22 protein-coding genes and 2 pseudogenes are annotated in these 24,996 nt (G+C 72.7%); 18 read left to right on the top strand and 6 right to left on the bottom strand.

The genetic code is table 11. From position 1 onward, the window contains the following. Positions 1–25: 25 nt before the first annotated feature. Entirely contained in the window at positions 26–1,054 is a 1,029-nt protein-coding gene (locus tag ACSUPV_RS19345; RefSeq protein WP_359792829.1) for a LysR family transcriptional regulator, read from the top strand. 71 nt (positions 1,055–1,125) lie between these two features. On the opposite strand, the gene ACSUPV_RS19340 is transcribed toward ACSUPV_RS19345, so the two are convergent. Both ACSUPV_RS19340 and ACSUPV_RS19335 read right to left on the bottom strand, forming a co-directional pair. Beyond that, positions 1,126–1,686 (bottom strand): sigma-70 family RNA polymerase sigma factor, encoded by a 561-nt coding sequence (locus tag ACSUPV_RS19340; RefSeq protein ID WP_031118000.1) that lies wholly within the window; start codon positions 1,684–1,686, stop codon positions 1,126–1,128. 128 nt (positions 1,687–1,814) lie between these two features. Continuing rightward, positions 1,815–2,369: a DUF4232 domain-containing protein gene (locus ACSUPV_RS19335; RefSeq protein WP_031117999.1), complete on the bottom strand. Its 555-nt coding sequence runs from the start codon at positions 2,367–2,369 to the stop codon at positions 1,815–1,817. A 268-nt stretch (positions 2,370–2,637) separates the two neighbouring features. On the opposite strand from ACSUPV_RS19335, the pseudogene ACSUPV_RS19330 reads away from it, so the two are divergent. Both ACSUPV_RS19330 and ACSUPV_RS19325 read left to right on the top strand, forming a co-directional pair. Further along, positions 2,638–2,841: pseudogene (locus ACSUPV_RS19330) on the top strand (helix-turn-helix domain-containing protein); the annotation flags it as partial. A gap of 582 nt (positions 2,842–3,423) precedes the next feature. Continuing rightward, positions 3,424–4,371: a hypothetical protein gene (locus tag ACSUPV_RS19325; protein ID WP_436950000.1), complete on the top strand. Its 948-nt coding sequence runs from the start codon at positions 3,424–3,426 to the stop codon at positions 4,369–4,371. An 84-nt stretch (positions 4,372–4,455) separates the two neighbouring features. Here ACSUPV_RS19325 and ACSUPV_RS19320 read toward each other — a convergent pair whose 3' ends face one another. Further along, positions 4,456–5,190 carry a DUF4232 domain-containing protein gene (locus ACSUPV_RS19320; RefSeq protein WP_436947911.1) on the bottom strand — a complete coding sequence of 245 codons (735 nt, stop codon included), beginning with the start codon at positions 5,188–5,190 and terminating at the stop codon, positions 4,456–4,458. Between the two features lie 407 nt (positions 5,191–5,597). Here ACSUPV_RS19320 and ACSUPV_RS19315 point away from each other — a divergent pair, with 407 nt between their 5' ends. The 11 genes from ACSUPV_RS19315 to ACSUPV_RS19265 all read left to right on the top strand — a co-directional run bounded on the left by ACSUPV_RS19315 (position 5,598) and on the right by ACSUPV_RS19265 (position 19,023). Next, complete coding sequence (locus ACSUPV_RS19315; RefSeq protein ID WP_436947910.1) at positions 5,598–6,578, top strand: NAD(P)H-dependent flavin oxidoreductase; 981 nt, start codon at positions 5,598–5,600, stop codon at positions 6,576–6,578. Positions 6,579–6,628: 50 nt separating this feature from the next. Continuing rightward, entirely contained in the window at positions 6,629–7,219 is a 591-nt protein-coding gene (locus ACSUPV_RS19310; protein WP_382616928.1) for a YciI family protein, read from the top strand. Positions 7,220–7,275: 56 nt separating this feature from the next. After that, positions 7,276–8,715, top strand: a complete 1,440-nt coding sequence (locus tag ACSUPV_RS19305; RefSeq protein ID WP_037762480.1) for an FAD-binding protein — start codon at positions 7,276–7,278, stop codon at positions 8,713–8,715. A 31-nt stretch (positions 8,716–8,746) separates the two neighbouring features. Next, a complete protein-coding gene (locus tag ACSUPV_RS19300) occupies positions 8,747–9,679 on the top strand; it encodes a hypothetical protein (RefSeq protein ID WP_078650843.1) in 933 nt (310 codons plus the stop codon). Continuing rightward, positions 9,676–10,749 (top strand): alpha/beta fold hydrolase, encoded by a 1,074-nt coding sequence (locus tag ACSUPV_RS19295; RefSeq protein WP_436947909.1) that lies wholly within the window; start codon positions 9,676–9,678, stop codon positions 10,747–10,749. Before ACSUPV_RS19300 ends, ACSUPV_RS19295 begins: the two co-directional genes overlap by 4 nt. Beyond that, positions 10,746–12,557 carry an isocitrate/isopropylmalate family dehydrogenase gene (locus ACSUPV_RS19290; RefSeq protein ID WP_031117988.1) on the top strand — a complete coding sequence of 604 codons (1,812 nt, stop codon included), beginning with the start codon at positions 10,746–10,748 and terminating at the stop codon, positions 12,555–12,557. Before ACSUPV_RS19295 ends, ACSUPV_RS19290 begins: the two co-directional genes overlap by 4 nt. Further along, positions 12,550–13,407, top strand: a complete 858-nt coding sequence (locus tag ACSUPV_RS19285) for a DUF6282 family protein (RefSeq protein WP_359792809.1) — start codon at positions 12,550–12,552, stop codon at positions 13,405–13,407. Before ACSUPV_RS19290 ends, ACSUPV_RS19285 begins: the two co-directional genes overlap by 8 nt. A gap of 21 nt (positions 13,408–13,428) precedes the next feature. Beyond that, the gene (locus tag ACSUPV_RS19280) at positions 13,429–14,448 is read left to right on the top strand and encodes an MBL fold metallo-hydrolase (RefSeq protein WP_436947908.1); all 1,020 of its coding nucleotides are present in this window, start codon (positions 13,429–13,431) and stop codon (positions 14,446–14,448) included. A 192-nt stretch (positions 14,449–14,640) separates the two neighbouring features. Then, complete coding sequence (locus tag ACSUPV_RS19275; protein WP_436947907.1) at positions 14,641–16,680, top strand: flavin monoamine oxidase family protein; 2,040 nt, start codon at positions 14,641–14,643, stop codon at positions 16,678–16,680. Next, a complete protein-coding gene (locus tag ACSUPV_RS19270) occupies positions 16,677–18,518 on the top strand; it encodes a thiamine pyrophosphate-binding protein (protein WP_436947906.1) in 1,842 nt (613 codons plus the stop codon). The genes ACSUPV_RS19275 and ACSUPV_RS19270 overlap by 4 nt, the downstream gene beginning before the upstream one ends. Beyond that, on the top strand, positions 18,511–19,023 hold the full coding sequence (locus ACSUPV_RS19265; RefSeq protein WP_031117982.1) for an inclusion body family protein: 513 nt from the start codon (positions 18,511–18,513) through the stop codon (positions 19,021–19,023). The genes ACSUPV_RS19270 and ACSUPV_RS19265 overlap by 8 nt, the downstream gene beginning before the upstream one ends. 60 nt (positions 19,024–19,083) lie before the next feature. Here the strand turns inward: ACSUPV_RS19265 and ACSUPV_RS19260 are convergent, their stop codons facing one another. Together ACSUPV_RS19260 and ACSUPV_RS19255 are read right to left on the bottom strand one after the other, a co-directional pair. Continuing rightward, positions 19,084–19,371, bottom strand: coding sequence for a hypothetical protein (locus ACSUPV_RS19260; protein WP_436947905.1), 288 nt, complete (start codon positions 19,369–19,371; stop codon positions 19,084–19,086). Then, positions 19,368–20,189, bottom strand: coding sequence for a phytanoyl-CoA dioxygenase family protein (locus ACSUPV_RS19255; RefSeq protein WP_359792801.1), 822 nt, complete (start codon positions 20,187–20,189; stop codon positions 19,368–19,370). Before ACSUPV_RS19255 ends, ACSUPV_RS19260 begins: the two co-directional genes overlap by 4 nt. Positions 20,190–20,259: 70 nt before the next feature. On the opposite strand from ACSUPV_RS19255, the gene ACSUPV_RS19250 reads away from it, so the two are divergent. From ACSUPV_RS19250 to ACSUPV_RS19235, 4 genes and pseudogenes are all read left to right on the top strand, one after another. Further along, a complete protein-coding gene (locus ACSUPV_RS19250) occupies positions 20,260–21,045 on the top strand; it encodes an AraC family transcriptional regulator (RefSeq protein ID WP_031117979.1) in 786 nt (261 codons plus the stop codon). A gap of 138 nt (positions 21,046–21,183) precedes the next feature. Further along, a pseudogene (locus ACSUPV_RS19245) lies at positions 21,184–21,707 on the top strand (hypothetical protein). Next, entirely contained in the window at positions 21,698–22,645 is a 948-nt protein-coding gene (sigJ, locus tag ACSUPV_RS19240) for an RNA polymerase sigma factor SigJ (protein WP_436947904.1), read from the top strand. Before ACSUPV_RS19245 ends, sigJ begins: the two are co-directional and overlap by 10 nt. A gap of 121 nt (positions 22,646–22,766) precedes the next feature. Further along, on the top strand, positions 22,767–23,966 hold the full coding sequence (locus ACSUPV_RS19235; protein WP_382616906.1) for an NAD(P)/FAD-dependent oxidoreductase: 1,200 nt from the start codon (positions 22,767–22,769) through the stop codon (positions 23,964–23,966). Positions 23,967–24,023: 57 nt separating this feature from the next. Here the strand turns inward: ACSUPV_RS19235 and ACSUPV_RS19230 are convergent, their stop codons facing one another. Further along, positions 24,024–24,935 (bottom strand): hypothetical protein, encoded by a 912-nt coding sequence (locus tag ACSUPV_RS19230; protein ID WP_031117972.1) that lies wholly within the window; start codon positions 24,933–24,935, stop codon positions 24,024–24,026. Between the last annotated feature and the right edge of the window lie 61 nt (positions 24,936–24,996).

The following is a 24,996-nucleotide window of genomic DNA, read 5'->3' as shown; positions in this document are numbered from 1 at the left end:
GACATGAAGTGACGGAGGCAGGCAGATGAGTGTGCTGGATGAAAGGATCGGTCCGTTCCCCCTCGGGCGCGCAGCCCCCGGCCCGTCCCCCGAGGAGTCGCACCAGGAGGAGATTCAGCGCGCTGTCGCGCATGCCGAGCATGTCGACGACTTCGACATGCGGCACCTTCGGTATTTCCTGACGGTGGTCCGCTCCGGCACGGTCTCCGCGGCCGCCAAGGAATTGCGCATATCACAGCCCAGCCTCAGCCAGCAGATCAAGCGCCTGGAACAGCGAATAGGGGCCTCGCTTTTCGTCCGCAGTTCCCGCGGGGTGGAATTGACGGCGGGCGGCCGGGCCTTTCTGAAGGAAATCCAGAGCATCCCCGGCCAGCTCCGGTCGGCCATCGCGGCCGCCGCCCCCACCCCTACCCTGTGGCCGGTCGGCGTGTGCGGCGGCGTACCGGCGCAGGTGCTGACCGAGGTGCAGAACGGCCTCGCCGGGCAGAGCGCCCACCAGGGCAGAGGCCGGACCGGGCCGCATCTGCGGATGCGCTCGGTCAGTGCGGCGGACCAGCCCGAGCTGCTGGAGCACGGCGAGATCGTCTTCGGGATCATGCGGCTGCCGGTCACCGCGCCCCGCCTCTCCCGGGCCGTCGTGTGGGACGAGCCGCTCGGCGTCGTCCTGTCCACCACCCACCCCCTGGCCGCCCGCCCCCGGCTGACCTGGGAGGACCTCTCCACGCAGCGCCTCCTCTGGTACGACGAGGGATGCGCGCCCGGATACGCCGACGCCGTCCCCGCGCAGCTGACGGCACTGGGCTGGAAGGCCGTGCTGCACCCGGTCGACCAGGACCAGCGGGCCCTGTTCGTGCACGCGCTGCAGACCACCCGCGATCTGGTGGCGCTGCGTCCGAGCGTCGCCGTGATGGACGACCCCCAGCTCGTCTGGCGCCCGCTGCCCACCGCCTCCGCACCGCGCGAGCGCCTGGCCGTGACCGCGCTCGCCGGCAGCCGCGCGGCCCGCTATCTGGGCCGGGTGGCCACCCAGTGCGGATGGCCCTACCGCGCCTGACCCTCTCTGCCGGGGCACACCGGCAGGCCGCGTCGGTCGCCCATGCTCGAACGGACCTCGGCGCGACGGAGTCAGCGGTGGACGCCGCGAGCGGCCAGGGCCCGGTGCAGCGCCCGCACCGCGTAGTACGTGCGGGACTTCACCGTCCCCTCCGGGACGCCCAGGAGCTCCGCGACCTCCGCCACACTGCTGCCGTCGAAGTACACGAGCCGGAGGATCTCCCGCTGCCGCTCGGTGAGATCACCCAGCGCCTCCGTCACCACATGCCCGGTCAGCAGCCGGTTCACCTCGTCGGCGACGGGGACGTCCGTGTCCTCCAGCGCGTCCGCGGTCACCGGGCGCAGCGCCCGTGCGCGGTGATCGTCGATCAGCAGGTTGCGGACGACGGTGAACAGCCACGGCCGCATCGTCTCCGGCGCGGTACCCAGCGCCCCGGCGTGGCTCCAGGCCCGGACGACGGCCTCCTGCAGGATGTCCTCGGCCCGGTGCCAGTCGCCCCGCAGCCGTCGGGCCGCGTACCCCAACAGCACTCCGCCGTGCTGCGCGTACACCGCCCGGACGAACGTCTCGGCGTCCCCGGTCGGCGTTCCGGCCGGCGTTCCGGTCGGCCGTACCTCGGCGACCAGCGTCACGGCGCCTCACACTTCCTCACGCGAATCCCCCGTAGTCACAAGGACAGGCATCACGGCCGTACGGCCCCTGCTCCGCGTCCCACGGCACCGCCGGCCACCGCCGACGGTGCCGTGGAACGCCGGACGGCTCAGCCGAACAGCGCGTCGTACACGTCGCTCTGCCAGTACGTCACGAAGTTGGCGCTGTTGAAGTACACGCCGCCGTCGGGCAGCGGCAGCGTCACGCGCTTGCCGAGGGAGCCGTTCAGATCCTTGTTGGAGAAGTCCACGCCCAGGGTCTTGGCGATGTAGCCCTCGTCGCCGTCGGGGCTGGACGTCCCGATGCCGGCGTACCCGGACTCGCCCGGGGCCAGCGTCACCACGGCATCGGGCCGGCTGGAGTCCAGCCATGTCACGGGAGCCTGGGCGCCGGCGCCTGCGGCCAGGTAGGGGGCGCCGTAGAGGTTGCAGGGCTTGGTTCCGGTGTTGGTGGCCGTGAGCAACAGCGTGTTGATGGGCCGGGTGACGTCCTCGACCTTCAGCTTCGTGTTCGCCGCGGTGCAGTCGACGGTCGCGGTGGCCTTCGGGGTGGCGGCGGAGGCCGTCTGGCCCGCGGCCTGGACACCGACGAGTGCGAACGCGGCGGCGGCGACCAGGGAGGAGGCGGCCAGGCGGGTGGTGGTGGAGCGACGTGCGATACGCATGGGATGAACTGCTTTCTCTGAGTGCCGAGATCCGGAGTTAGGGATTCCGGTTGATGGTTGTCGGCCGGTCAGATTCACGGCCGAAAAGGGAAGTTGAGATCGGCGTCACCGCTCTTCAGCAGGGCGGCGTGCTTGGATGACCCAAGCCTGTGCCACGCTCCGTCCCAGCCGCCATGCCAAACCGACCTTTGGCACGCTGGGATGTCGGCACCGGCTCTGACCAGGGGGAACGTCCCATTCGTGGGATGCCGAACGAGATGGAGGACCGGTGGGGGCGGCTGAGGAGACAGCTGATTTCGCGGCGCTTCTACGCGAGTTGAAGCAGCGTTCGGGGCTCAGCTACGAAGCTCTGGCCAAGCGGGCGCACATGAGCACGTCGACGCTGCACCGCTACTGCAAGGGGGAGGGGGTGCCCGCCGACTACGCGTCGGTCTCGCGCTTCGCGCGGGTGTGCAGGGCGACCCCCGAGGAAATGGTCGAACTGCACCGACGGTGGGTCATGGCCGACGCGGCCCGGGAACGCGCCCGGCGAGCGGCGGCAGTGGCGGCAGCGGCGGCGGACAGGACGGCAGAGCCGTCGGCCGGCGCGGGGCAGAACGACGACGTGCCCGGGTCCGGCGAGGAGCCAGGGGTTGCTTCGCCGAAGCCGGGGGCAGGGCCGGGCCTGGGAGCGGGATCGGGAACGGGGCCTGGGCCCGACGCCGAGTCCGCTGCCCTGCCGGGGTACGGGACGGGGGCCGGGCGGGGCTCTGACTCGGCAGCTGTGCCTGAGGCTGGAGCGGGAGCCGCCACGGGACTTGAGGCCGGAGCCGCCACGGGACTTGAGGCCGGAGCCGCCACGGGACTTGAAGCCGGAGCTGTGCCGGGCGCCGAGGCCGGAGCCCCGCCCGGAACCAAGCCCGGAGCCCTGCCAGGGGCGGGGGCGGGTGACCTGGCCGGGCCCGGGGGTGCCCACGAGTCGGCGCCCGGGGGTGCCGGCGAGTCGGAAGTGGTGGCCACGGCAGGGAGTGAGGATCCGCTCGGAGCCGGGGCCGAGGTGACCCCGGAAACGGAAGTGACCCCGCGGCGTCCGGCGCGGCGGCGGGGCTTCTTCCGGAAGCGGCGGGTCGTGGTCGCCGCGAGCACCCTGGCCGTGGTCGCCCTGACGACGGCGGTCCTGGAGAACATCGACGCCGGCGCGAACCCGGACGGCCGGCCGCGCGCCGCGACCGTGTCCACCGACTCCTGGGAGCCGCACGAGTCGGCGCCCCCGTCCACGTCCCCCTCCGCGCGGCCGAGCGGCTCTCCCGCCTCGAAGTCGCCGAGCGCGAAGCCGTCGGCGTCGGAGCCGGCGTCGGCCGCCGGCGGTGCCGCCGCGACGGGGGACAGCGCACCGGGGTCCGCCGCCGAAAAGGACTCCGTGCCGCTGACGGTGAGCGCGCGTGCCCACGACTGGGAGGGCTACTGCGGCACGTTCTACCTGGCCGACAAGCTTCCCGCCCAGGTCCCCCTGCCGCCCGCGACACTGCAGGACGCCCCGAAGTGGGTGGGCGACGCCGGAGCCGTCGCCTCGGGCCGGCACCGTGTGTCGCTGGCCGTCCAGGGCACGGGGGACAAGGCCGTCGTCATCGAGTCGCTGGACGTCCGGGTGGTCGGCTCGGGCGCGCCCCTCGCCTGGAACGCGTACGAGATGGGCGTGGGCTGCGGCGGCGGCGTGGAGCCGAGGGAGTTCGGTCTCGACCTCGACGCGGCCCGGCCCGCCGTGCGCCCGAAGGGCGGCCAGCGCGGCTTCCCCTACAGCGTCAGCCAGTCCGACCCGGAGGTGCTGTACGTCACCGCCCACACCGACACCCGCGACGTGCAGTGGTACCTGGTGCTGGAGTGGAGCAGCGGCGGCCGCCAGGGAACGATCGAGATCACGGACGGCGGCAAACCCTTCCGCACCACGTCCATGACCGGCCGTCCGCTCTACGGTTACCTGCCCGGCAGGACCGAGTGGGAGACGCAGGAGCCGCAGCAGTAGCCGTCGGCCGCGCACGTCGACCACAAACGCCGTGGGCCGGCCGGACTGGGAAAGTCCGGCCGGCCCACGGCCTGTTCGCGGTCCTCAGGAGAACGGCACCGCGTCCGCCGCGGAGGTGTGCCAGTTGGTGACGACCGGCCGGTCGACCGTGAACGTGCCGACCCGCAGGGACACCGGGTTCGGGTCGTCGTCGCCGATCGCGACGATGAGGCTGTCCAGTTCCTTGCCCGAGTCGCCGTCGGTGGTCTTCGGGTTCACACCGGCGTAGGCGACGACCCCCGCGCGCAGCGTGATCGCCGGGCCGACGGACTGCTCGGCGGGCCCGGCCTGGGTTCCGTCCGAGCCGAAGGCCACGGTGGGCAGGGCGGCGGGCAGGGTGCAGGTGATGCCGGACTTGGCCTTCGCCTGGAGGAGGAAGTAGCCGCCGGCCTGCGTCTTGGACGCCACGCTCCAGGAGATGTCGTTGGCCCCGCAGGCCTGCCCGTAGCCGCTCTTGTCGCCGGCGCCGCCGCTGCCCTTCTTCCCCGCGTTCCCCGCGCCGGACGCGCCGTTCGACGTCCCGTCCTGCTTCCCGGACGTGCCGCTCGACGTGCCGCCTGCCGCGGCCCCGCCGCCGGACGGCTCCGGGGCCCGGGAACCACCGCTCCCGCTCCCCTCGCCCTTGCCCGAGCCGGTGGCGGCCGAGGCGTCGGGCGCCGCCGACGACGACGAGCCGCTCCGCGGGGCCGGTGTCGTGTCGCCGCCCTGGCAGGCGGTCATCAGCAGCCCCGCGCCGAGCAGGGCGGTGGCGGCGAGGGCGGTGCGCGGACGACGGTTCATGACGGTGATTCCTCTCCGAGGTGCGGATGCGCGGCACCGCATGTCCGGTGCCGCTGTTGCCGATCCGCCCTACGGCCGTGGACCGCCACGGGTTCGATGCCGTCATGCGGCCATGACAGTGCCGTGACGCGCCGGTGACACGGGCCATTTTCGTTCCGTGCGGAAATACGCGCCTGAACTTACTGCGAGGTCAACTTACCGGAAGGTCACATTCCTTCATAGTCGGAGAGTTATGGCTACTACGCGGTTTCCGTCTTGGACAGGCGAGATTCCCCGAACCTAGTCTCATGTATGCGACACGGATCCAATTCGGTCGCGCGGTGAATTCCGCATTTCCGTGAACCTCGGATTCATTCCTGATTCATTTCCGAACCCTTCGGCCGCGGCCGGGAAAACAGGAGAGAAGCGTGATCTCGACCAAGCTGACGGAACTGCTCGGCATCGACCATCCGGTCATCAGTGCCCCCATGGGCTCGGTGTCCGGCGGACGGCTCGCCACGGCCGTCACCCGCGCCGGCGGGCTGGGACTCGTCGGTGTCAGCTACGGCGACGCCGCCTTCATCGACGAGCACGTGGCGCAGGCCGCGCAGGGCGGCGGTGTCTGGGGCGTCGGCTGCGTGATGTTCACCTTCGACGAGCGCCCGGGCCTGTGGGACAAGGTGCTCGGCTACGCCCCGCCCGTGATCGCCCTGTCCTTCGGCGACGCCGACCAGGTGCGCCGGTACGTCGCCTCCGCCGCCGACAGCGGCGCCCACGTCGTCGTCCAGGTGCACGACCCCGAGCAGGCGGCCGTGGCCGTGCAGGCCGGGGCCTCCGTGCTGGTGGCCCAGGGCGCCGAGGCCGGCGGCCACCACAAGACCCAGGCGACGCTGCCGCTGATCCCGGCCGTGCTCGACCTCACCCAGGGCGCGGTGCCCGTGGTCGCCGCGGGCGGTTTCGCGGACGGGCGGGGCCTGGCCGCCGCGCTGGCCCTCGGCGCCGACGGCGTGATGATGGGCACGCGCTTCGCCGTCACCGAGGAGTCGATGGGCACGCCCGGCTTCAAGTCCTCGCTGATCTCGGGAGCCACCGCGGACCTCGTCGACACCCGGGCCTTCGACGTCGTACGGGGCATCCCGTGGGACGAGGTGTACCGGGCGCGCTCGGTGAGCAACGCCTTCACCCGCGCCTGGACCGGCCGCGACGGCGAACTCGCGGCCCGGCGCGGCGAGATCGAGCCCGAGTGGGCCGCGGCGGTCGCCCGCGACGACACGAGCCAGCGGGCGCTGTTCGCCGGCGAGGTCCTCGACCTGGTCCAGGACGTCCGCCCGGCGGCGAGTGTCGTGCGCGACACGGTCACTGAGGCCGAGGCCATCCTGCGCGGTCTCACCGCGCGGCTCACGCCCTGAGCGCTCTTCCACCCATCCCGTACACCCCTTTTGCAGCTCCGGAGTCACCCATGATCCACGTCCTGACCCTCTCCTACCTCCAGCCCCGCGAGACCGTCCTCGCGCACATGCCCGAGCACAAGGCATGGCTGCGGGACCACTCCGACCGGGGCCGCATCCTGCTGAGCGGGCCCCGGCCCGACGGCGGCGCCGTCATCGTCACGGCCGACCTCGACGAGGCCACGGTCACGGAGCTCATCGAGAGCGACCCGTGGCACAAGCTCGGCATCGCCGCGTACGAGCGGGTCTCCTTCGAGGGGAAGAACGCCAGCCCCGGTGTCGTCACCGCGGCCGAGCCGGACGACAGCGTCCTGCTCATCAACGTGGCCACCACCGAGGACGCGCCCGCCACGGTCGACGCCCTGGCGTCCGCCGTGGAGCACGTCGCCGCCACCGCCGACGGCTTCCGCGGCTCCCGCCTGCTCACCAGCGTCGACGGCGACGCGGTGATCAACCTCGCGGCCTGGACCGACGAGAAGCGGTTCAACGCCATCTTCGACGACCCCGGCTTCACCAGCCGCTACCAGGAGTTCGCGAAGACGGTGACCGGCGCCAAGTACCGCCTCTACCGCACCAGCCGGGTCATCAGCCCCAACCGCTGACCTGCCCCCTCCCCGCGCACCGCACGGCACACCCGCAAGACGCTCAAGGAGCCACCATGTCCGTCCCCTCCACGCCCGCCACGCCGTACGACCTCGTCGTCGTCGGATTCGGCGCCGCCGGCCTGTCCGCCGCGCTCTCCTACGCCGAGGCCACCGAAGGACGCGCCACGCCCGCCCGCATCGCGATCCTCGAACGCTCCACGAAGGAGGAGCGCGGCGGCGCCACCCGCTGGACCGGCGCCTTCCTCCGCGTCGACCAGGAGCGCAGGCTCGACACCGACTGGGCCGAGCACGTCGGCCGCGTCTCCGGCGGCCTCGCCGACCTCGACTACTGCCGCACGGTCGAGCGCGAGTCCCCGCAGACCCTCGCCTTCGTCGAGAAGCACGGCGTCCAGATCGACTACGCCGACTTCCCGCTGCCGCACACCTTCGAGGGCGGCACCCCCTCCATGACCCCGCCCGCCAGCCCGCGCGGCGGCGGCGCCTCCATCGTCGAGCACCTCGGCGCGGCCCTGGAGAAGGACCCCCGCGTCGACATCCACTACGAGACCGAGGCGCTGCGCCTGACCACGTCCGACGACGGTGCCGTCGACGGTGTCGTGGTGCGTGGCCCCGACGGCCGCACCCGGCGGCTCGACGGCCGCGCCGTGGTCCTGGCCTGCGGCGGCTTCGAGGGCAACACCGAGATGCTCACCCGCTACGTCGGCGACCGCGCCTGCGACCTGCCGCTGATCGCGCCCGGCATCGCCAACAACCGCGGCGACGCCCTGCGCATGGCCCTGGAGCTCGGCGCCGACACGGCCGGCCAGTTCGACGGCATCCACGCCGAGCCGGTCGACCGCCGCACCACCAAGGCCGACGCGGTGCTGTACGGCTTCAGCTGCGGCATCTTCGTCAACGGCCGCATGCAGCGCTTCTTCGACGAGGGCCGCGACACCTGGGACAACACCTTCGAGCACGTCGGCTACGAGATCTGGCGGAACCAGGACCAGGAGGCGTACTGGATCGCCGACGCCAAGACCCTCGCCATCCCGGGCATCATGAACTCGCTCCTCAGCGACGTGCCGCCGGAGCAGGCGGACACCCTGGAGGAGCTCGCCGACAAGCTCGGCATCGACGCCGAGGGGCTGCAGAAGACCGTCGCCGAGTTCAACGCGGGCGTCGGACCGGGCGAGTTCGACCCGACCCGTCTCGACGGCAAGAGCACCGTCGGCCTCACCCCGCCGAAGTCCAACTGGGCCACGCCCCTGGACACGGCGCCGTTCATCGGCGTGCCGGTGACCGCGGCGATCTGCTTCACCTACGGCGGCGTCCGCACCGACCTCGACGCCCGGGTCGTCACCCCGTCCGGCACGGCCATCCCCGGCCTGTACGCCGCCGGTGAGGCCACCGGCCTCTTCTACAAGGCCTACCCGCCGGCCACGTCCGTCCTGCGCTCGCTGATCTTCGGCCGGCTCGCCGCGCACCACGCGGCCCAGGCCCATCAGTCCGTCTGACACACCCTCACGTCAGTCCCCTGGAGGACCCATGAGTATGGTCAACATCGATGTCACCCTCCGCGACGGCGGTTATCGCAACGGCTTCGACTTCCCGCTCGGCTACGCCCTCAAGCACGCCAAACTGAGCGTCGAGGCCGGCTTCGACTGGGTCGAGATCGCCTACCGCAAGGGCTCGCTGGTCCCGATACCCAACCTGGGGATCACCGGCCGCGGCGACGACGACTACATCGCCGCGATGGCCCAGGAGATCGGCCCCCGGCACGTCGCGATGATCCTGCACCCGAAGAACATCACCCGCGACGACCTGCCCGCCATGTACGCGGCCGGGGCGCGGCTGGTCCGGATCATCCTGCCCGCCAAGGGTTACGAGCCCGGCCTGGACTACATCCGCCAGGCCCGTGACATCGGCTTCACGGTGGGCGTCAACTTCGCCCGGATCACCCAGTGGCCGGGCCGCGACGTCGTCGAGGTGGCCGCGGCGGCGACCGACGCGGGCGCCGAGTTCGTCTACCTGGCCGACTCCAACGGCAGCCTGTCCCCGATGGACAGCGCCCATCTGACCACCCTGACCAAGTCGGTCACCGGGCGCCCGGTCGGGCTGCACGCCCACAACAACCTGGGGCTCGCCCTCGCCAACGCCATCAGCGCCGAGGCCGCCGGCGCGACCTGGATGGACTCCTCGATCCAGGGCATGGGCAAGGGCCCGGGCAACCTCATCGCCGAGCAGTGGCTCGCCCACCTCGACCGCACCGACCCGGAGGCCGCCGCGCGCCTGAACCTGGCGCCCGTGCTGGAGCTGGCGGACCTTCTGCTCGCGAACGTCCCGGAGGGCCGGCCCTCGCTGCCGCTGCCGGACCTGGTGCTGGGCCGGTACGACCTGCCGGTGGAGCACCGCAAGGAACTGGTGGGCCGGCACGGCGAGGTCATCGCCACCGCGCGCACCCTCGCGGGCGTCCGGTGACCCACGCCGGACCCGCCGTGCCGGTGGTGGTCCACGACCCCCGGACCACCACCGGCACGGCCCACGCCCTGGTCTTCGCCCCCGTCACACCGACCTGGGACGAGGGAGCGTTCTTCGCCCCGGTCATCGAGACACTGACGGGGGCGGCGGGCGCGGGCGCGGGGGCAACGGCCGGGCCGGACCCGGCTCCCGCTGCCGTGGGCGGCCGCGCCGCCGGCGTCACCAGTGCCGCGAGCGCGGTGCGCCGGGGGAGCGGTACCGGTCCGGGAGCGCGGGCCGGGGCCGGTTCCGGAGTCCGCGCCGGGGCCCGGGCAGAGGCCGGAGCCCGCACCGGGACCGGGACGGGTCCCCGCGCGCGGGCGGCGGCCGGGGCGCGGGGCGGGCTTCGGGTGACCGTCGTCGACACGCTCGCGCTGCTGGACGAGGACGTGCGCACGCTGGGCGACCTCGTCGCCCGCTGGCGGGCCCTGCTCCCGGAGTTCGGCCCGGTCGACCTGCTGTGCGGGAACGCCCTGGGCGGAGCCGTCGCCCAGGGACTGCTCCCGTACGTCGCCCCCGAGACCGGCGTCCTGCTGGTCTCGGGCCCGGCCCGCTCGGACGCGCTGCTGGAACAGCGCCTCACGGAGATCGCCGACCTGGCGGCGACGGGCCACACGGACGCGGCCCTCGCCCTGCTGCACCACCGCGTCCTGCCGGACGGCACGCCCGCGCCCAGGACGGTCTCAGCGGCAGTCGCTCCGGCTCCTCGCCCCACCGGCCGGCCCACCGCCGAGGCCCCCAACCGGCCCACCTCCGAGCCCACCCCCCGTAACACCCCGGCCCAACGGCTCGACGGCGGCCTGCGGCTGCTGTGCGGCATCGACCTCACCCCGGCCGTCGAGGCGCACCCCGGCCCGCTGCTGCACCTCGTCGGCGGGCGTTCGCAGCTCGTCACCCGGCGGCACACCGCCGCCGCCCCGCACCACCGGGTGCACGTCGTCCCCGACGCCGGCATGCGCCCCCACACCGATCAGCCCGCGGAGGTCTCCGCACTCATCGAGACCTTCCTGCGGGAGAAGGGACTGACATGAAGCCGACCCCGACGAAGAGCGTCGCCGTCCTCCCGGGCGACGGCATCGGCCCGGAGGTCGTCTCCGCCGCCCTCGACACCGTGGAGAAACTCGGCCTGCCCCTGGACTTCCGCCTCGGGGACATCGGCTGGGACTGCTGGCGCCAGGAGGGCGACCCCGTCCCCCAGCGCACCTGGAAGCTCCTCGAGGAGACCGACACCTGCCTCCTGGGCGCCATCACCAGCAAGCCCCTGCGCGAGACGGAGGCCGAACTCGACCCGTCCCTGCGCGGCACCGGACTGACGTACGTCTCGCCGGTCCTCCAACTCCGCCAGCGCCTCGGCCTGTACGCCAACATCCGCCCCGTCACCGACCTGGACGAGGGCCGGTTCGACTTCACCGTCATCCGCGAGAACACCGAGGGCCTGTACGCCGGCATCGACGTCCACGGCCTCGACGAGCCGCTCTGGAACGCCGTACGCCACCACCCGAACGCGGCCGCCTCGGGCCCGGAGGACACCAGCCTGACCCTGCGCCTGCAGACCCGCCACGGCATCGACCGCCTGCTCCGCTTCGGGTTCGCCCACGCCGAGGCCCACGGCAAGCGGCTGCTCACGGTCGTCGACAAGCCGATGGTGCTCCGCAACAGCGGCAACCTGCTGCGCGAGCGCCTGGAGCTGATCGCCCGGGACCACCCGGACATCGAGACCGAGATCCTCAACGTCGACGCCGTCGCCCTGTGGATGGTCCGCAGGCCCGAACGGTTCGGCGTGCTCGTCGCCGAGAACATGTTCGGCGACATCCTCTCCGACCTCGGCGCCGGCGTCATGGGCGGACTCGGCCTCGCCCCCAGCGGCAACATCGGCGACCACGGCAGCTACTTCGAGCCGGTGCACGGCAGCGCCCCCGGCATGGTGGGCCAGGACAAGGCCAACCCCATGGCGATGCTCCTCACCGTCGCCCAGATGCTCGACCACCTCGGGTTCGACGTGCCGGGGGAGGAGCTGCGCGACGCCGTGCGGACCGTCGCCCGCGCCCGGACGACCGTCACGTACGACCTGGGCGGCACGGCGGGCACCCGCGAGGTGGCGCGTGCCGTCGCCGACCGGCTGGGGCGTAAGGAGGCCGACCCGGCGGAGGACACCGTCGTCCCCGAGGACGTCGTCGACCGGCTGGCCCGCCTGGACACCGCCTCCGTCTCCGACGCCCTGGACAGCCTCGGCGTCGGCGGCGTGCTCGCGGGCCTGAGCGCCCGGGTGCCCGGCGCCCGGACGGCCGGCCTGGCCTACACCGTCACCTACCGGCCCGTGGGCGGCGACGGCCAGGGCTTCCGCAACGCGGCGAACTACCTGGACGACGTGCCCGCCGGCTCCTTCGTGGTCGTCGACAACGCGGGCAGCACCACCTGCACCAACTGGGGTTCGCTGCTGACCTCCGTGGCCCGCAGCCGCGGCGTCCGCGGCACCGCCGTGCACGGCTCGGCCCGGGACATCGACGAGATCCGCGCCGCCGGCTACCCGCTGTTCAGCACCGGCGCCACCATGGTCAGCGGCAAGAACCGGGTGGAACTCGCCGCGACCGGCCGGCCCGTCACCGTCGGCGACGTGACCGTGCGCCCCGGCGACGTCGTCGTCGCCGACGACAACGGCGTCCTCGTCGTCCCCGCGGCGCACGCCGCCGAGGTCGCCGACCGCGCCGAGCGCGTGGAGCGGACCGAGACCGCGATCGCCGAGGCCGTGGGCGGCGGGCTGCGCCTGGACGAGGCCCGCAAGCGGTTCGGCTACGCCCGCCCCTGGGAGGGCCCGGCCCGGCAGACCGCCGATGCGTGAGCTCGCGCGGCGGGTGGTGGACGTCCACTACCACGCGGGACCCGACCTGTACCGGCGCCGCCTCACCACGGGCGGCGCCGGCCGGGCCTACGCCGAGATCGACGGCTGGGTGGTCATCAAGAGCCACCTGGGCTGCACCGCGGCGAGCGCGTGGGAGGCCCGCCAGGAGGGGCTGCCCGTCTCCGGCACCGTCGTCCTCAACGACCTCGCCGGGGGCGTGCACCCCCGGGTCGTGGAACAGGCCGTCTACACCCACGGCGAGGACAGCCCCGCCCGGCTGGTCGTTCACCTCCCCACCCTGGTCGGCCCCGCCCATGCCTCCCGGCTGCGCAGGCAGCCCTTCCACCCCCGGCTGGACCCCGACCGCTGGCGCGGCGCCCGGGTCACGGACGACAGCGGACGGCTCAGGCGCCCCGTGCGCGAGGTCCTCCGGGCCGCCCGGGACCTGCCGGTCGTCCTGGCGACGGGCCACTGCGACCGGGAGGAGACGCTGCGCGTCGTCGAGGAGGCGGCCCGCCTGGAGCTGCCCCGGCTGCTGCTGACCCACCCCACGCACCCGATGACCGGCCTCACCCTCGACGACCTCGCCCGACTCGCCGACGTGCCGGGCGTCCACGTCGAGATCACCGCCCTGACCCTGCTGCTCGGGCACCGCGACGCCCGGCACCTGGGGGACGTCGTCCGCGCCCACCCCCGGGTGGTGTTCAGCTCCGACCTCGGGCAGCCCGACCAGCCGGACCCGGCCGCATGGCTGACGACCAGCGAAGGCTGGTTCCGGGAAGCGGACCTGACTCCTCAGCAGGTCCGGGCCGTCACCGCACTCAACCCGGCCGCGCTGCTGGCGCTCTGAACGGCCGTACCAGGAAGGCTCATGACAGACGTGTCGCACCTCCCCTCGCGCCGCGCCGTCCTGCGCGGCGCGGCGGCCACCACCGCGTCCGCCACCACCGCGTCCGCCACCACGGACCGCCCCGCCGCCCCCCTCTTCGGCGCGCTGAACGAACAGTCCGCCGTCCGTACCTTCACCGTCGGCGACACCCGGCTCACGTACGTCGTCGACGGCGCCATGGAGCTGGATCCCGCCGGCTTCCTGCCCGCCGTGCCCGCCGCCTACTGGCGCGAGCACCCCGAGGCGCTGAACCGCTCCGGCCGGATCGCCGCCTCTGCGGGCGGGGTGCTCGTCGAGCGGGGCGGGCGGCGGCTGCTGATCGACGCGGGACTCGGCGGCAACGTGCTGTCCCCGGCGCTCGGCAGCTCCCGCGCGGGCGCGCTGCTGCGCACGCTGCGCCGCCTCCGGGTGCCCCCGGAGTCCGTCGACACGGTGGCCTTCACCCACCTGCACACCGACCACACCGGGCTGGGCTTCCGCACGGACGGCGGCGGGGCGCCCCGCAAGGCGTTCCCGCGCGCCGACTACCTGGTGGCCGCCGCCGAGTGGGAGCCGTTCTGGCGGCGCGAGATCGAGGTCGGCGCCCCCTCCTGGGACGGATTCATGGTCCCGATGTCGAAGGTGCTGCACAGGTTCGAGGACGGCGCCGAGGTGTGGCCCGGCGTCACCGCCCTGGTCACCCCGGGACACAGCCCCGGCCACACGACGTATGTCGTCTCGGCCTCCGGGGGACGACAGGTCCTGGTCTTCGGCGACGCGTTCCACACCCCCGCCCAGCTGACCCACCCCGAGTGGCCCTCCGGCCCCGACACGGACACCGAGGCGGTCCGCAGGGCCCGCGAAACCCTCCTGGCCCGACTGCTCCGGCCCCGCACCCACGCGTTCGCCTTCCACTTCGGCGACCAGGCCTTCGGCCGCGTCGTGCGCGACGGCACGGGCGCCGTCCGGTGGCGGCCGGCCCCCGCCCGGAGGCTCCTGCCGCCACCCATCAGGATGCCGTAATTCCGAAAGTGAATTCCCGGTCCGAGGCATTCCATTTCCCTTCCGCCCTTTTCCGCCTCTGCCGAACCACACCCGTTCTCGAAAAGAAATGCGAACAAGTTAAAATTCCGCCAAGCTGTGCGATCGGCATTTTCCGGACTTTGTGCTCCGGGAAACCACGGAACCGTTTTTCCATATCTACGATCGCAAGCTATGACCGACACTTCCCGGGAGAACTCCGCCACCCGTGCGCGCTGGCAGACGTGTCTCCGGCTCGCCCGCGAACTCCTTCTCGTCGGGCCGGACGACGAGGACCTCAAGCTCCACTACCTGCACACACTGATCGACACGGGCCGCCTCGGCCCCACCCACCACCCGCGCAAGAAGATCCTCGTCATCGGCGCCGGAATCACCGGCCTGGTCGCCGGCCGATTACTCAAGGACGCCGGCCACGACGTCACCATTCTGGAAGCGAACGCCAGCCGGGTCGGCGGCCGCATCAAGACCTTCCGCGCCACCAAACACCACCAGCCCTTCGACGACCCGGCCCAGTACGCCGAGGCCGGCGCCATGCGGCTGCCCGACTTCCACCCGCTCGTCCTCGCCCTGGTCGACAAACTCGGTCTCGGCCGCCGCCAGTTCTACAACGTCGACGTGGACCCGGGCACCGGCAGCGGCCCCGACGTCCCCGTGCCCCCGGTGACGTACACGTCCTTCACCGGCCGGACGTGGACCTACGGCGACGACAGCCCCGACTTCCGCGAGCCCGACAAGCGCGGCAACTCCTGGATCCGCGCCAACCGCACTCAGGTGCGGCGCGCCGACTACGCCGCCGGTCCCGAGCGGATCAACGAGGGCTTCCACCTCACCGACGACGAAGTCCGCGCCCCCGTGGTGAAGATGGTCGACGACGCGCTGGAGAGCGTGCGCGATCACTACTCCGACGTCGTCGACGGCAAGCGCGTCAACAAGCCCTTCGACGAGTGGGTCGAGGGCTGGGCCCGGGTCATCCGCGACTTCGACGGCTACTCCATGGGCGGCTTCCTGCGCGACCACGCCGGGCTCAGCGACGAGGCGATCGAGGCCGTCGGAACCCTGGAGAACATGTCCTCGCGGCTGCACCTGTCGTTCTTCCACAGCTTCCTCAGCCGCAGCGACATCAACCCGGGCGTCCGCTACTGGGAGATACCCGGCGGCAGCTGGCGCCTGCCGCACGCCCTGTACGAGGGCCTGCGCGACGAGGTGCGGCTCGGGCACCGCATGATCCGGCTGGAGTTCCACGACCCCAGCCGCGACACCGACCCCGAGGGTACCGGCGCCGTCGGACCCGACCGCTGGGGCGTGGCCGTGCAGACCGTCGCCGAGGACGATCCACAGGCCCCACCGCGTCTGTGGACGGCGGACCTGGCGATCGTCACCATCCCGTTCTCCGCCCTGCGCTTCGTGGAGATCGTCCCCTCGATGTCGTACAAGAAGCGCCGCGCGATCATCGAGACCCACTACGACCAGGCCACGAAGGTGCTGCTGGAGTTCAGCCACCGGTGGTGGGAGTTCACCGAGGACGACTGGCGGGAGGAACTCGACCGCATTGCGCCGGGGTTGTACGAGTTCTACCAGCTGGGCGGCGAGCCGGGCACCGGTGAGGTCTCCTCGTTCGCCGGGGCGGGCAGCGGCCTGCTCGGCGCCGCCGTCAAGGACAGCGGCGTCACCGAGGAGATGCGGCAGCTGAACGGCAGCCTGCCGCTGCGCGGCCCGGCCGTGCGCCCCGCCACCCACTGCTTCGGCGGCGGCTCCGCGGCCGACAACCCCAACCGGTTCATGTACTACCCCTCGCACCGGGTCGAGGGCAGCACCGGCGGCGTCGTCCTCGCCTCGTACTGCTGGTCCGACGACGCCGCCCGCTGGGACTCCATGCGCGGCCCGGAGCGCTACGTCTACGCCCTGCGCAACCTCCAGGCCCTGCACGGCCGCCGGATCGAGGTGTTCTTCACCGGCCGCGGCGCCACCAAGAGCTGGGCCCGCGACCCGTACGCCTTCGGCGAGGCCGCCCTCTACACCGCGCACCAGATGACCAGCTTCCACCTGGACGTCTCCCGGCCCGAGGGCCCGGTGCACTTCGCCGGCGAGCACACCTCCCTCAAGCACGCCTGGATCGAGGGCGCCCTGGAGAGCGCCGTCCGCGCCGCCCTCGCCGTCCACCGGGCCCCGACGGTCACCACCCCGGCCCCGGACGCGGGGGAGGAGCGCCGGTGACCGCGATCGACCCGGAGTGCACGGTCGCCCGCCATCTCGCCCTGCGCCTGGCCGAGCTGGGTATCACCCACCTGTTCGGCGTCCCCGGCAACCACCTCGGACCGTTCCTGACCACCCTGCGGGCCGAGGGCGACGTCGAGTGGGTCGGCACCCCCACCGAGGGCGGCGCGGGCCAGGCCGCCGACGCCTACGCCCGCCTCCACGGCATCGGGGCGGCGGCGGTCACCTACAGCGTCGGCGCGTTCAACCTGCTCAACGCCTGCGGCGGCGCCTACGTCGAGCAGGTCCCGCTGGTCGCGATCAACGCCTCCCCGCCGTACGAGCAGTGGCAGAACTACCGCGCCCTCGGCCTGCTCACCTCGCACATGAGCCCGCGCGCCGAGAGCAACCTGGAGGCCTACCGGCAGGTCACCGTGGACGCCCAGGTCATCTCCAACCCGGGCCTCGCCCCGGGCCAGATCGACGCGGCGCTCACCGCGTGCCTCTCCGAGCGCCGGCCCGTCTACCTGGAGGTCATGGAGGACCTGTGGGACGAGCCGTGTCCCCGGCCGGAGGCGCCGCTCGTCCGCCGCGACCGGCCGTTCAGCGCCCGCAACCAGCCCATGCTGGACCACGCCGTGCAGGCGGTCCTCGCCCTGGTCGAGGAGTGTCCCGGCCCGGACGGCAGGCCCCGCCCGATCGTGTGGGCCGGTGAGGAGATCGACCGGTTCCGGCTCGGCGGGCAGCTCACCGACCTGGTGGAGGCCACCGGCGTGCCGTTCTGCACGACCGTCGGCGCCAAGGCCGTCGTCGACGAGGACCTGCCGCAGTTCCACGGTGTCTACAACGGCAAGGCCAGCCACCCCGACGTGCACGCGGTCTTCAAGGAGTGGGCCACCTGCCGGATCGGGCTCGGCGCCTGGTCGACGTCGAAGAACCTCGGCGGGGAGCAGTGCGTCGGCGACGACTGGGTGATGGCCGCGCGCGGCGGCGTCAGCGTCGGCACCTCCTACTTCCCCGACGTGCAGCTCGAACAGTTGCTGCCCGCGCTCCAGGACGCGCTGGTGAAGGCGTACGGCTCCGGGGGCCTGGAGGCCGACTACTACGCCGAGTCCCACGCCCACCACGGCCCGAGCGCCCACCGCCCGGCGGCCCTGGAACACCACCGGGCGTCACTGCGCGTCGGCCGCTCGGCGCACCGGCGCGGCGAACACCTCACGTACGACGGCGTGTTCGACCGGATCAACCACTTCCTGAACCACGAGAGCGGGGAGGACTGGACGGTCGTCTCCGACGCCGCGTTCTCCCTCATCGGGGCGATGAACCTGTCGCTGCCGGCGGGCGGGTTCCTCTCCCAGGTGAGCTGGCTGTCCATCGGCTGGTCGGTCGGCGCGGCCACCGGCGCCGCCCTCGCACCCGAGCGCGCGGAGGCCCGCCCGATGGTCTTCGTCGGCGACGGCGCCTTCCAGGAGACCTGCCAGGAACTGTCCACGCACACCAGGCTGGGGCTGCGCTCGGTGGTGTTCGTCATGGACAACGGCCACTTCTACGGCATCGAGCAGATGCTGGTGCACCCGTCGTACTACGCCGGCCGGGATCACGAACCCGACCACTACAACGTCCTGCACCCCTGGCACTACGACCGCCTCGCGGACGTCTTCACCGGCCGGGACACCCCGGCGCACGGCGCGGTCATCGCGCACGCCGCGGAACTGGACGAACTCCTGGAACGCCTCTTGGACCCGACCGACCCGCTCAACGCCGGACCACTCCTGGTCCGGGTCCGCCTGCACCGGCACGACTACCCGCGGGCGATGGCCTACAAGGTTCCGAAGAAGAAGGAGCAGGGAAATGGCTGACATCAACGTCATGATCGCGTTCGACGCGGCAACGATCGTCGAACGGAACCCCAACGCGTCGAGGAACCCCGACCAGCCGACCTACGTCGACACCAGCCTGATCTACATGACGACGCGCCACGACCACATCATCGGCACCTCGGGCGCGGAGTTGAACCTCCGGGCCGAACCCGGGGACACCATCAAGTGGCGGGAGACGACGCTGTCGCTCGGCAGCGACTACAAGGCGCTGCTGTACCGGTACGTGAGCAGCGACCCCGGACACACGCTCATCAGGACGCCGGAGATCGAGTTGATCGAAACCCGTTATCCGATACCGCAGGAGGGCACCGAGGGCAAGCCGGACCTGTTCACTTACCAGACGTACCAGGACCATTACTGGCGCACGACCGTCAAGAAGGTCGGCAAGGTCGTGTACCACTTCTACTTCCAGATCCTGGACCGCGGCCGGCACCCGAAGGGCTACTTCCAGTGGGACCCCTTCATCACCATCGAGGACTCCTGACCTGACACCCCGCCGACGGGCCGTGCGAGAGGGCCCGTCGGCGGGGCAGGTCCGTCCGGCTCACTGGTCTGTCGCACCGTCCACGAGCCTCTCGAAGAAGAACTCGTGCTTGAGGAACGACGTCTCGTGTTCCGCTCCGGGGTACGGCGGGATGAGCTGGGCGGCCTGGAAGAGGCGCCAGCCGTCCTGGAGGGCGGCGACGCCCGTGGAGTACGGGGGTTCGTCGCTGTCGCCGGTCGTGGGGTGGCTGGTGCCCGTGCCGTCGTAGCGGGCCCAGCCGACCACGGGGGAGTCGAGGGCGGAGGTGTCCAGGTAGAGGACGAGGACCTGCTGTCGGGTGGTGGTCACGCGGTGCTCCTCTGCGGGGCGGGCCGGTTGGTGATGCGGGTGGCCCAGTGGTCGATGTCGAAGCCGGGGTCGGCGGACAGGGAGCGCCACAGCCCGATGCGGTTGTGGATCTCCAGGCGTGCGGTGGCCTGCTCGTACCAGGGGAAGGTGCGCCGCAACTCCTCGCGGACGGCGGGATCGTGCAGGTCCGCCGTGTCCCACAACCGCACCTGCGGCACGGTCGGGTTGAAGCGGATCTTGTACATGTGGCGGACGGTGTCGCTGTCGTTGCGCCGGCCGCCGTGCCAGATCCCGTGGTGCAGCAGCAGGACCGTGCCGGCCGGGCAGGTCAGCCGGGTCTGCCCGCGCAGGTTCTGGTAGCGGCCGGTGTCGGACTCGTTGGTGCGGCGCAGATGGCTGCCGGGGACGACGAGCGTGCCGCCCATGTCGGCGGTGACCGCCTGCGGGTAGTACATGAGCTGCACGTCGAACGCCTCGGTCCGCAGATCGATGAGCGCGTCGGCGTGCAGGGGTTGCGCACTGCCCTCGTGGGGCAGGCGGGTGTGCACGAAGTGGTGGTCCACGGTCGGGTCCGGCCCGACCAGGCTCTCCAACGCGCCCGCGACTGCGGGGAGTTCGACGAGCCTGCGGGCGAAGGACCCCTCGGGGAACGCCTCCGGCACGGGCGTGCCGTACGGCACGGAGGGCAGCCCGGCGGCGAACACGCCGAGCGCCTCCTCGTTCATCTCCGGCGGGACGACGTCGTCGAGGCGCAGGAAACCGTGCGCCACGAACCGCGCCACCTGGACGGAGCTCAGCAACTGGTTTGTGGTTGGCATGAAGCAACCGTAGGAAGAGCCTCCTTGTCGGTCGTGGGTTGTAATCGGCGAGTGCTGGTAGATTCTCGCCATGACGCCGGATGTGGAACTGGCCCTCGACCTGCCGCCCGACCTGGTGCACGCGGGCGTGGGCGTCCACGGCTCCGCCGGCCCGCACGAGGTCTTCCGTCTGCCGCACCTGTGGCAGCTCCACCTCTACGGCTACTCCGGCACCCTGGAGTTCGGCGGCTCCCGGCACCCGATCCGCCCGGGGCACGTGAGCCTCGTACCACCGGACACGGAGGTGCACTTCCACTACGACGCCCCGCGCTGCGAGCACCTGTACGCGCACTTCCGGCTGCCGGGCGACGGTGAGCGGCGCCGGGTCCCGGTGATGCAGGACGCCGGTGCGGACGCGGCCGTGCTGAGCGGGCTGCTGCGACACACGATCACGGCGAGCGCGCAGTCCCCGGCCCGGGCCTCGGCGGAACTGTGGACGGTGCTGTGGCGCACCACCGCCCTGACCGACGCGGGAGAGGATCCCTCGGGGTCTCGCCACCCCGCGCTGCGGACGGCCATGGCCCACATCGAGGAGCACCTGGCCGACCCCCTGAGCGTCCCGGAGATCGCCCGTGCCGCCGGGGTGTCGCACACGCACCTGACCCGGCTGTTCCGCGAGGACACCGGGCACACGGTCGTGGGCTGGGTGCGGCGCCGCCGCATGGCGCGGGCCCGGCATCTGCTGATCGCCTCGACCCTGGCGATCCCGGCGGTCGCCGCGACCGTCGGCATCCCCGACCTCCAGGCGTTCAACAAGACGTGCCGCAGGGAACTGGGCGCCTCGCCGCGCGCCGTACGCAACGCCGCCGGTGCCTGAGACCGACGGCTGACACCGACGGTTCGGCGAGAACGGCTGGAAGGCACCTGACGAACGGGCCGAATCCGCCGACCGGGCCCGGCGGCGCGGGCGCGGGGGGACAATCCCTGTCCAGGGAACTCGGAAGGAAGCGCCGGCATGATCGAGTGGATGCCTCTGGCCACCGGAGCCAGGCCCGTCCCGCAGCCCGTGGCGACCCCGCTGGTCTGGGCCGGAGCCTTCGCCGGCGCACTGGGCCTGGTGGCGCTCATCAACACCGTGGTGGGACCCGACCGGCCCGAACTGGCCCTGACCGGCTGTCCCTGCTGGCCGCCGTGCTCGGGCTGTGCGCACGCTTCACGGCGGCCCCCGGCACGGCCGTGCTCTGCTGGTTCTTCCTCAACGGCTTCGCCATCCCGCCCGCCGGCACCCTCACCTGGGCCGGGCACCGCGACACCGCCTGGCTCGCCTGCCTGCTCACCGCCGCCCTCGTCGGCACGTCCCTGGCCCGCCTCGCCCACGCCCGCGCCGCCTACCGCCGCCTCGCCCCGGGGAACGGCCGCACGACGACGCGGACCACGCGGCCGAACACCCCTGACCGCGACACCGGCCGTCACCCTCCGGCCCGGCCGCCCTCGCGCACCCGCGCGCCACGGGGGTTAGGATCCCGGCCATGGCCATGACCGTGCACGACGTGGACCGGTTCGAGGCGTCCAGGCCCCGTCTGGAGGCCATCGCCTACCGCCTCCTCGGCTCCGCGAGCGAGGCCGAGGACGCCGTGCAGGAGACGTACCTGCGCTGGCAGGCCTCCGACGTCGAGCACATCCAGGTGCCCGAGGCGTGGCTGACGAAAGTGCTCACCAACCTCTGCCTCAACCAGCTCACCTCGGCCCGTGCCCGGCGCGAGACCTACGTCGGCCAGTGGCTCCCCGAGCCGCTGCTCGCCGGGGACCCGATGCTCGGCCCCGCCGACACCGCCGAACAGCGCGAGTCGGTGTCGTACGCGGTCCTCGCGCTGCTGGAGCGCCTGTCCCCCAACGAGCGGGCGGTGTACGTGCTGCGGGAGGCCTTCGACTACCCGCACCGGGAGATCGCCGCGATCCTCGACATCACCGAGGCCGCCAGCCAGCAGATCCTGCACCGCGCCAAGAAGCACGTCGCCGACGGCAAGGCCCGCACCGAGGTCGACGAGGCCGCCGCCCGGCGGATCGTCGAGGAGTTCCTCGCCGCCGCCACCAGCGGCCGGACCGAGCCGCTCGTGCGGCTGCTCACCCAGGACGCCGTCTCGATCGGCGACGGCGGAGGGAAGGTCCCGGCCCGGGCCAAGGCGTTCGAGGGCGCCCTCGCGGTCGCGACGTTCATGCGGGGCCTGTTCAAGCCGAGCAAGGCCAAGCGCGCCCTGGTGGGCGGCTCGCCCGAGGTCTACGCCACGACCGCCAACGGCGACCCGGCCATCGTGGCGGTCGTGGACGGCCGGGTCGTCGGCATCACCTGCCTGGAGGTCGGCGCCGACGGCATCGCCGCGTTCCGCAGTCAGGTCAACCCGGACAAGCTCGAACGGGCGACCGAGCACTGGGCCGCGACCGAGCACGGCGAACCTCTCCTGCGCGCCGCCTTCTGAGCCTCCTGACTGCTCTGACCGCAGTGTGAGCTGGTTCACACCGCATTCCTGTCAGGAAACGGCGGGCCGCCCGGTTCAAGGGGCGAATCCGCTCAAGGTTGCTCACGACAGGAGCCAGGACATGCAGCACCGCATCGTCGTCCTCGGGGCCGGCTACACCGGCGCCATCGCCGCCGGGCGCCTCGCCAAGCGGCTGCACCGCGAAGACGTCGCCATCACGTTGGTCAACGCCGAGCCCGACTTCGTCGAACGCGTCCGGATGCACCAGCTCGCCACCGGCCAGGACCTCACGCCCCGGCCCTTCAGCGAGATGTTCGCGGGCACCGGCGTCACCCTGAGGCTCGCGCGGGTCACCGGCGTGGACGTCGACGGCCGGACCGTCACCGTCACCGACGCGCAGGGCACCGAGGAACTGCTGGCGTACGACACCCTCGTGTACGCCCTCGGCAGCGGCTGGAACGCCCAGGGCGTCCCCGGCACCGCCGAGCACGCCCACGAGATCGCCGGCCGGCAGGGCGCCCTCCGGCTGCGCGAGCGCCTGGCCGGTCTGGAGGCCGGACAGCCCGTGGTGGTGGTCGGCGGCGGCCTCACCGGCCTGGAGGCCGCGACCGAGATCGCCGAGGCCCGCCCGGACCTCGACGTCGCCCTCGCCGCCCGCGACGGCCTCGGCGACTGGCTCTCGCCCAAGGGCCGTCGGCATCTGCGGAAGGTCTTCGACCGGCTCGGCATCACCGTGCACGAGCACACCGCGGTCACCGCGGTCGAGGCCGACCACGTCACCACCGCCGAGGGTGAGCGGATCCCCGCCGCGGTCACCGTGTGGACCACCGGCTTCGCCGTCCACCCGATCGCGCGGGCCACCACCCTGGAGGTGACCGACACCGGCCGGATCGTGGTCGACCGGACCATGCGCTCGGTCTCGCACCCGGACGTGTACGCCGTCGGGGACGCGGCCCTGGCGCTGGGCGCCGGCGACAAGCCGCTGCGGATGTCGTGCGCCTCGGGCGTCCCCATGGCCTGGCAGGCCGCCGACGCCATCGCGGCCCGCCTGACCGGCGCGAAGCTCCCGAACGTGCCGCTGCGCTACTTCAACCAGTGCATCTCGCTGGGCCGCGGGGAAGGCCTGATCCAGTACGTCACCGCCGACGACCGTGCCGTCGGGGCGGCGCTGACGGGCCGGCTCGCCGCCGTCTACAAGGAACTCGTCTGCAAGGGCGCGGCCTGGGGCGTCGCCCACCCGACCATCGGCATGCCCGTCCGACGCCGCCGCGTGACGCAGGCGCCCGCCGCGACGGGCGCGCTGGTCAGGGAGTCGGCCTGACCCGCGCGGGCCCCCGGGTCGCCGACCCGGGGGCCCGGGGTCGCCCGCGTCCTGGGATCAGGACTTGGACAGGGTGATCTGGGACTCCTGCTGGCCCGTGTCGGCCGTCACCGGGTAGTCGCGGTCGTCCGCGCGGGCCCTGCTGCGCAGTGTCGCGGTGCCGGGCTGGAAGGACGTGCCGGGCTCGATGCTGGTGAGGGTGACGGACCACGGGACGGGCGCGCCGGGCGTGCAGGCCACGGTCGCCTGGTAGGAAGCGCCCGGCGTCGCCTTCTTCTGGATCTGGAAGACCTGCCCGGACAGCGCGACGCTCGCGGGCTTGTTGCACGTCACCGTGCCGCCGACGGTGATCTTCCCGTCCGGGACGTCGACCGTGCCCTCGGGGGAGGTGTCCATCCGCAGGGACAGCTCGGCCGGCGGTTCCGGCATGACCGCGTGCACCTCACCGCGCAGCGGCACCGTCGATCCGTTGCAGTACTGCTCGAAGGTGGCGTCGAGTGCGCGGACGTAGCCGTAGGGGCCGAACGAGATGTTCTGGACGGTGAACGAACCGGTGCTGGTGTTGCACCACTTCTCGGTTCCGTTGTCGGTCCCGCTGAACACCATCTCCGGGTCCTCGGGCTGCGCGTACGGCCACTGCTTCACGCCGGTGTACGTGGTGCCCGGGGTCAGCCGCTGCCCGTCGGGGGCGGCGATGTGGAGGCGCCAGAGCGTGCCCTCCTGCGCGTCGACCGCGACGGTGAGGGCGTTCCCGTCCGTGCTGCCCTGGACGTCGAACAGCTGGACCGAACCAGCCGAGTACGCGTACGACTGGCCGCCCGTCATGGGCTCGCCCGCCTCGCCGCTGAAGCTCAGCGTGCCCGACTGCGCGGGGTGGGCCTGCGCGACCCCCGCCAGCGGTGCGGCGGTGAGCGCGATCGTCAGGGCCGTCACCACGCCCATCGCGCGGTTCCGTACACGTCTCGGCATGGCACTTCTCGCCACGGTCCCCCCAAGGGATCGTTTCCGTACCGGGCTGCGGCACAGGCGA

The sequence above is a fragment of the Streptomyces sp. SudanB52_2052 genome, from assembly GCF_964272415.1.
In the GTDB taxonomy this organism is placed as follows: Bacteria; Actinomycetota; Actinomycetes; order Streptomycetales; family Streptomycetaceae; genus Streptomyces; species Streptomyces olindensis.
This window is presented reverse-complemented; position numbering and strand designations above follow the sequence as displayed.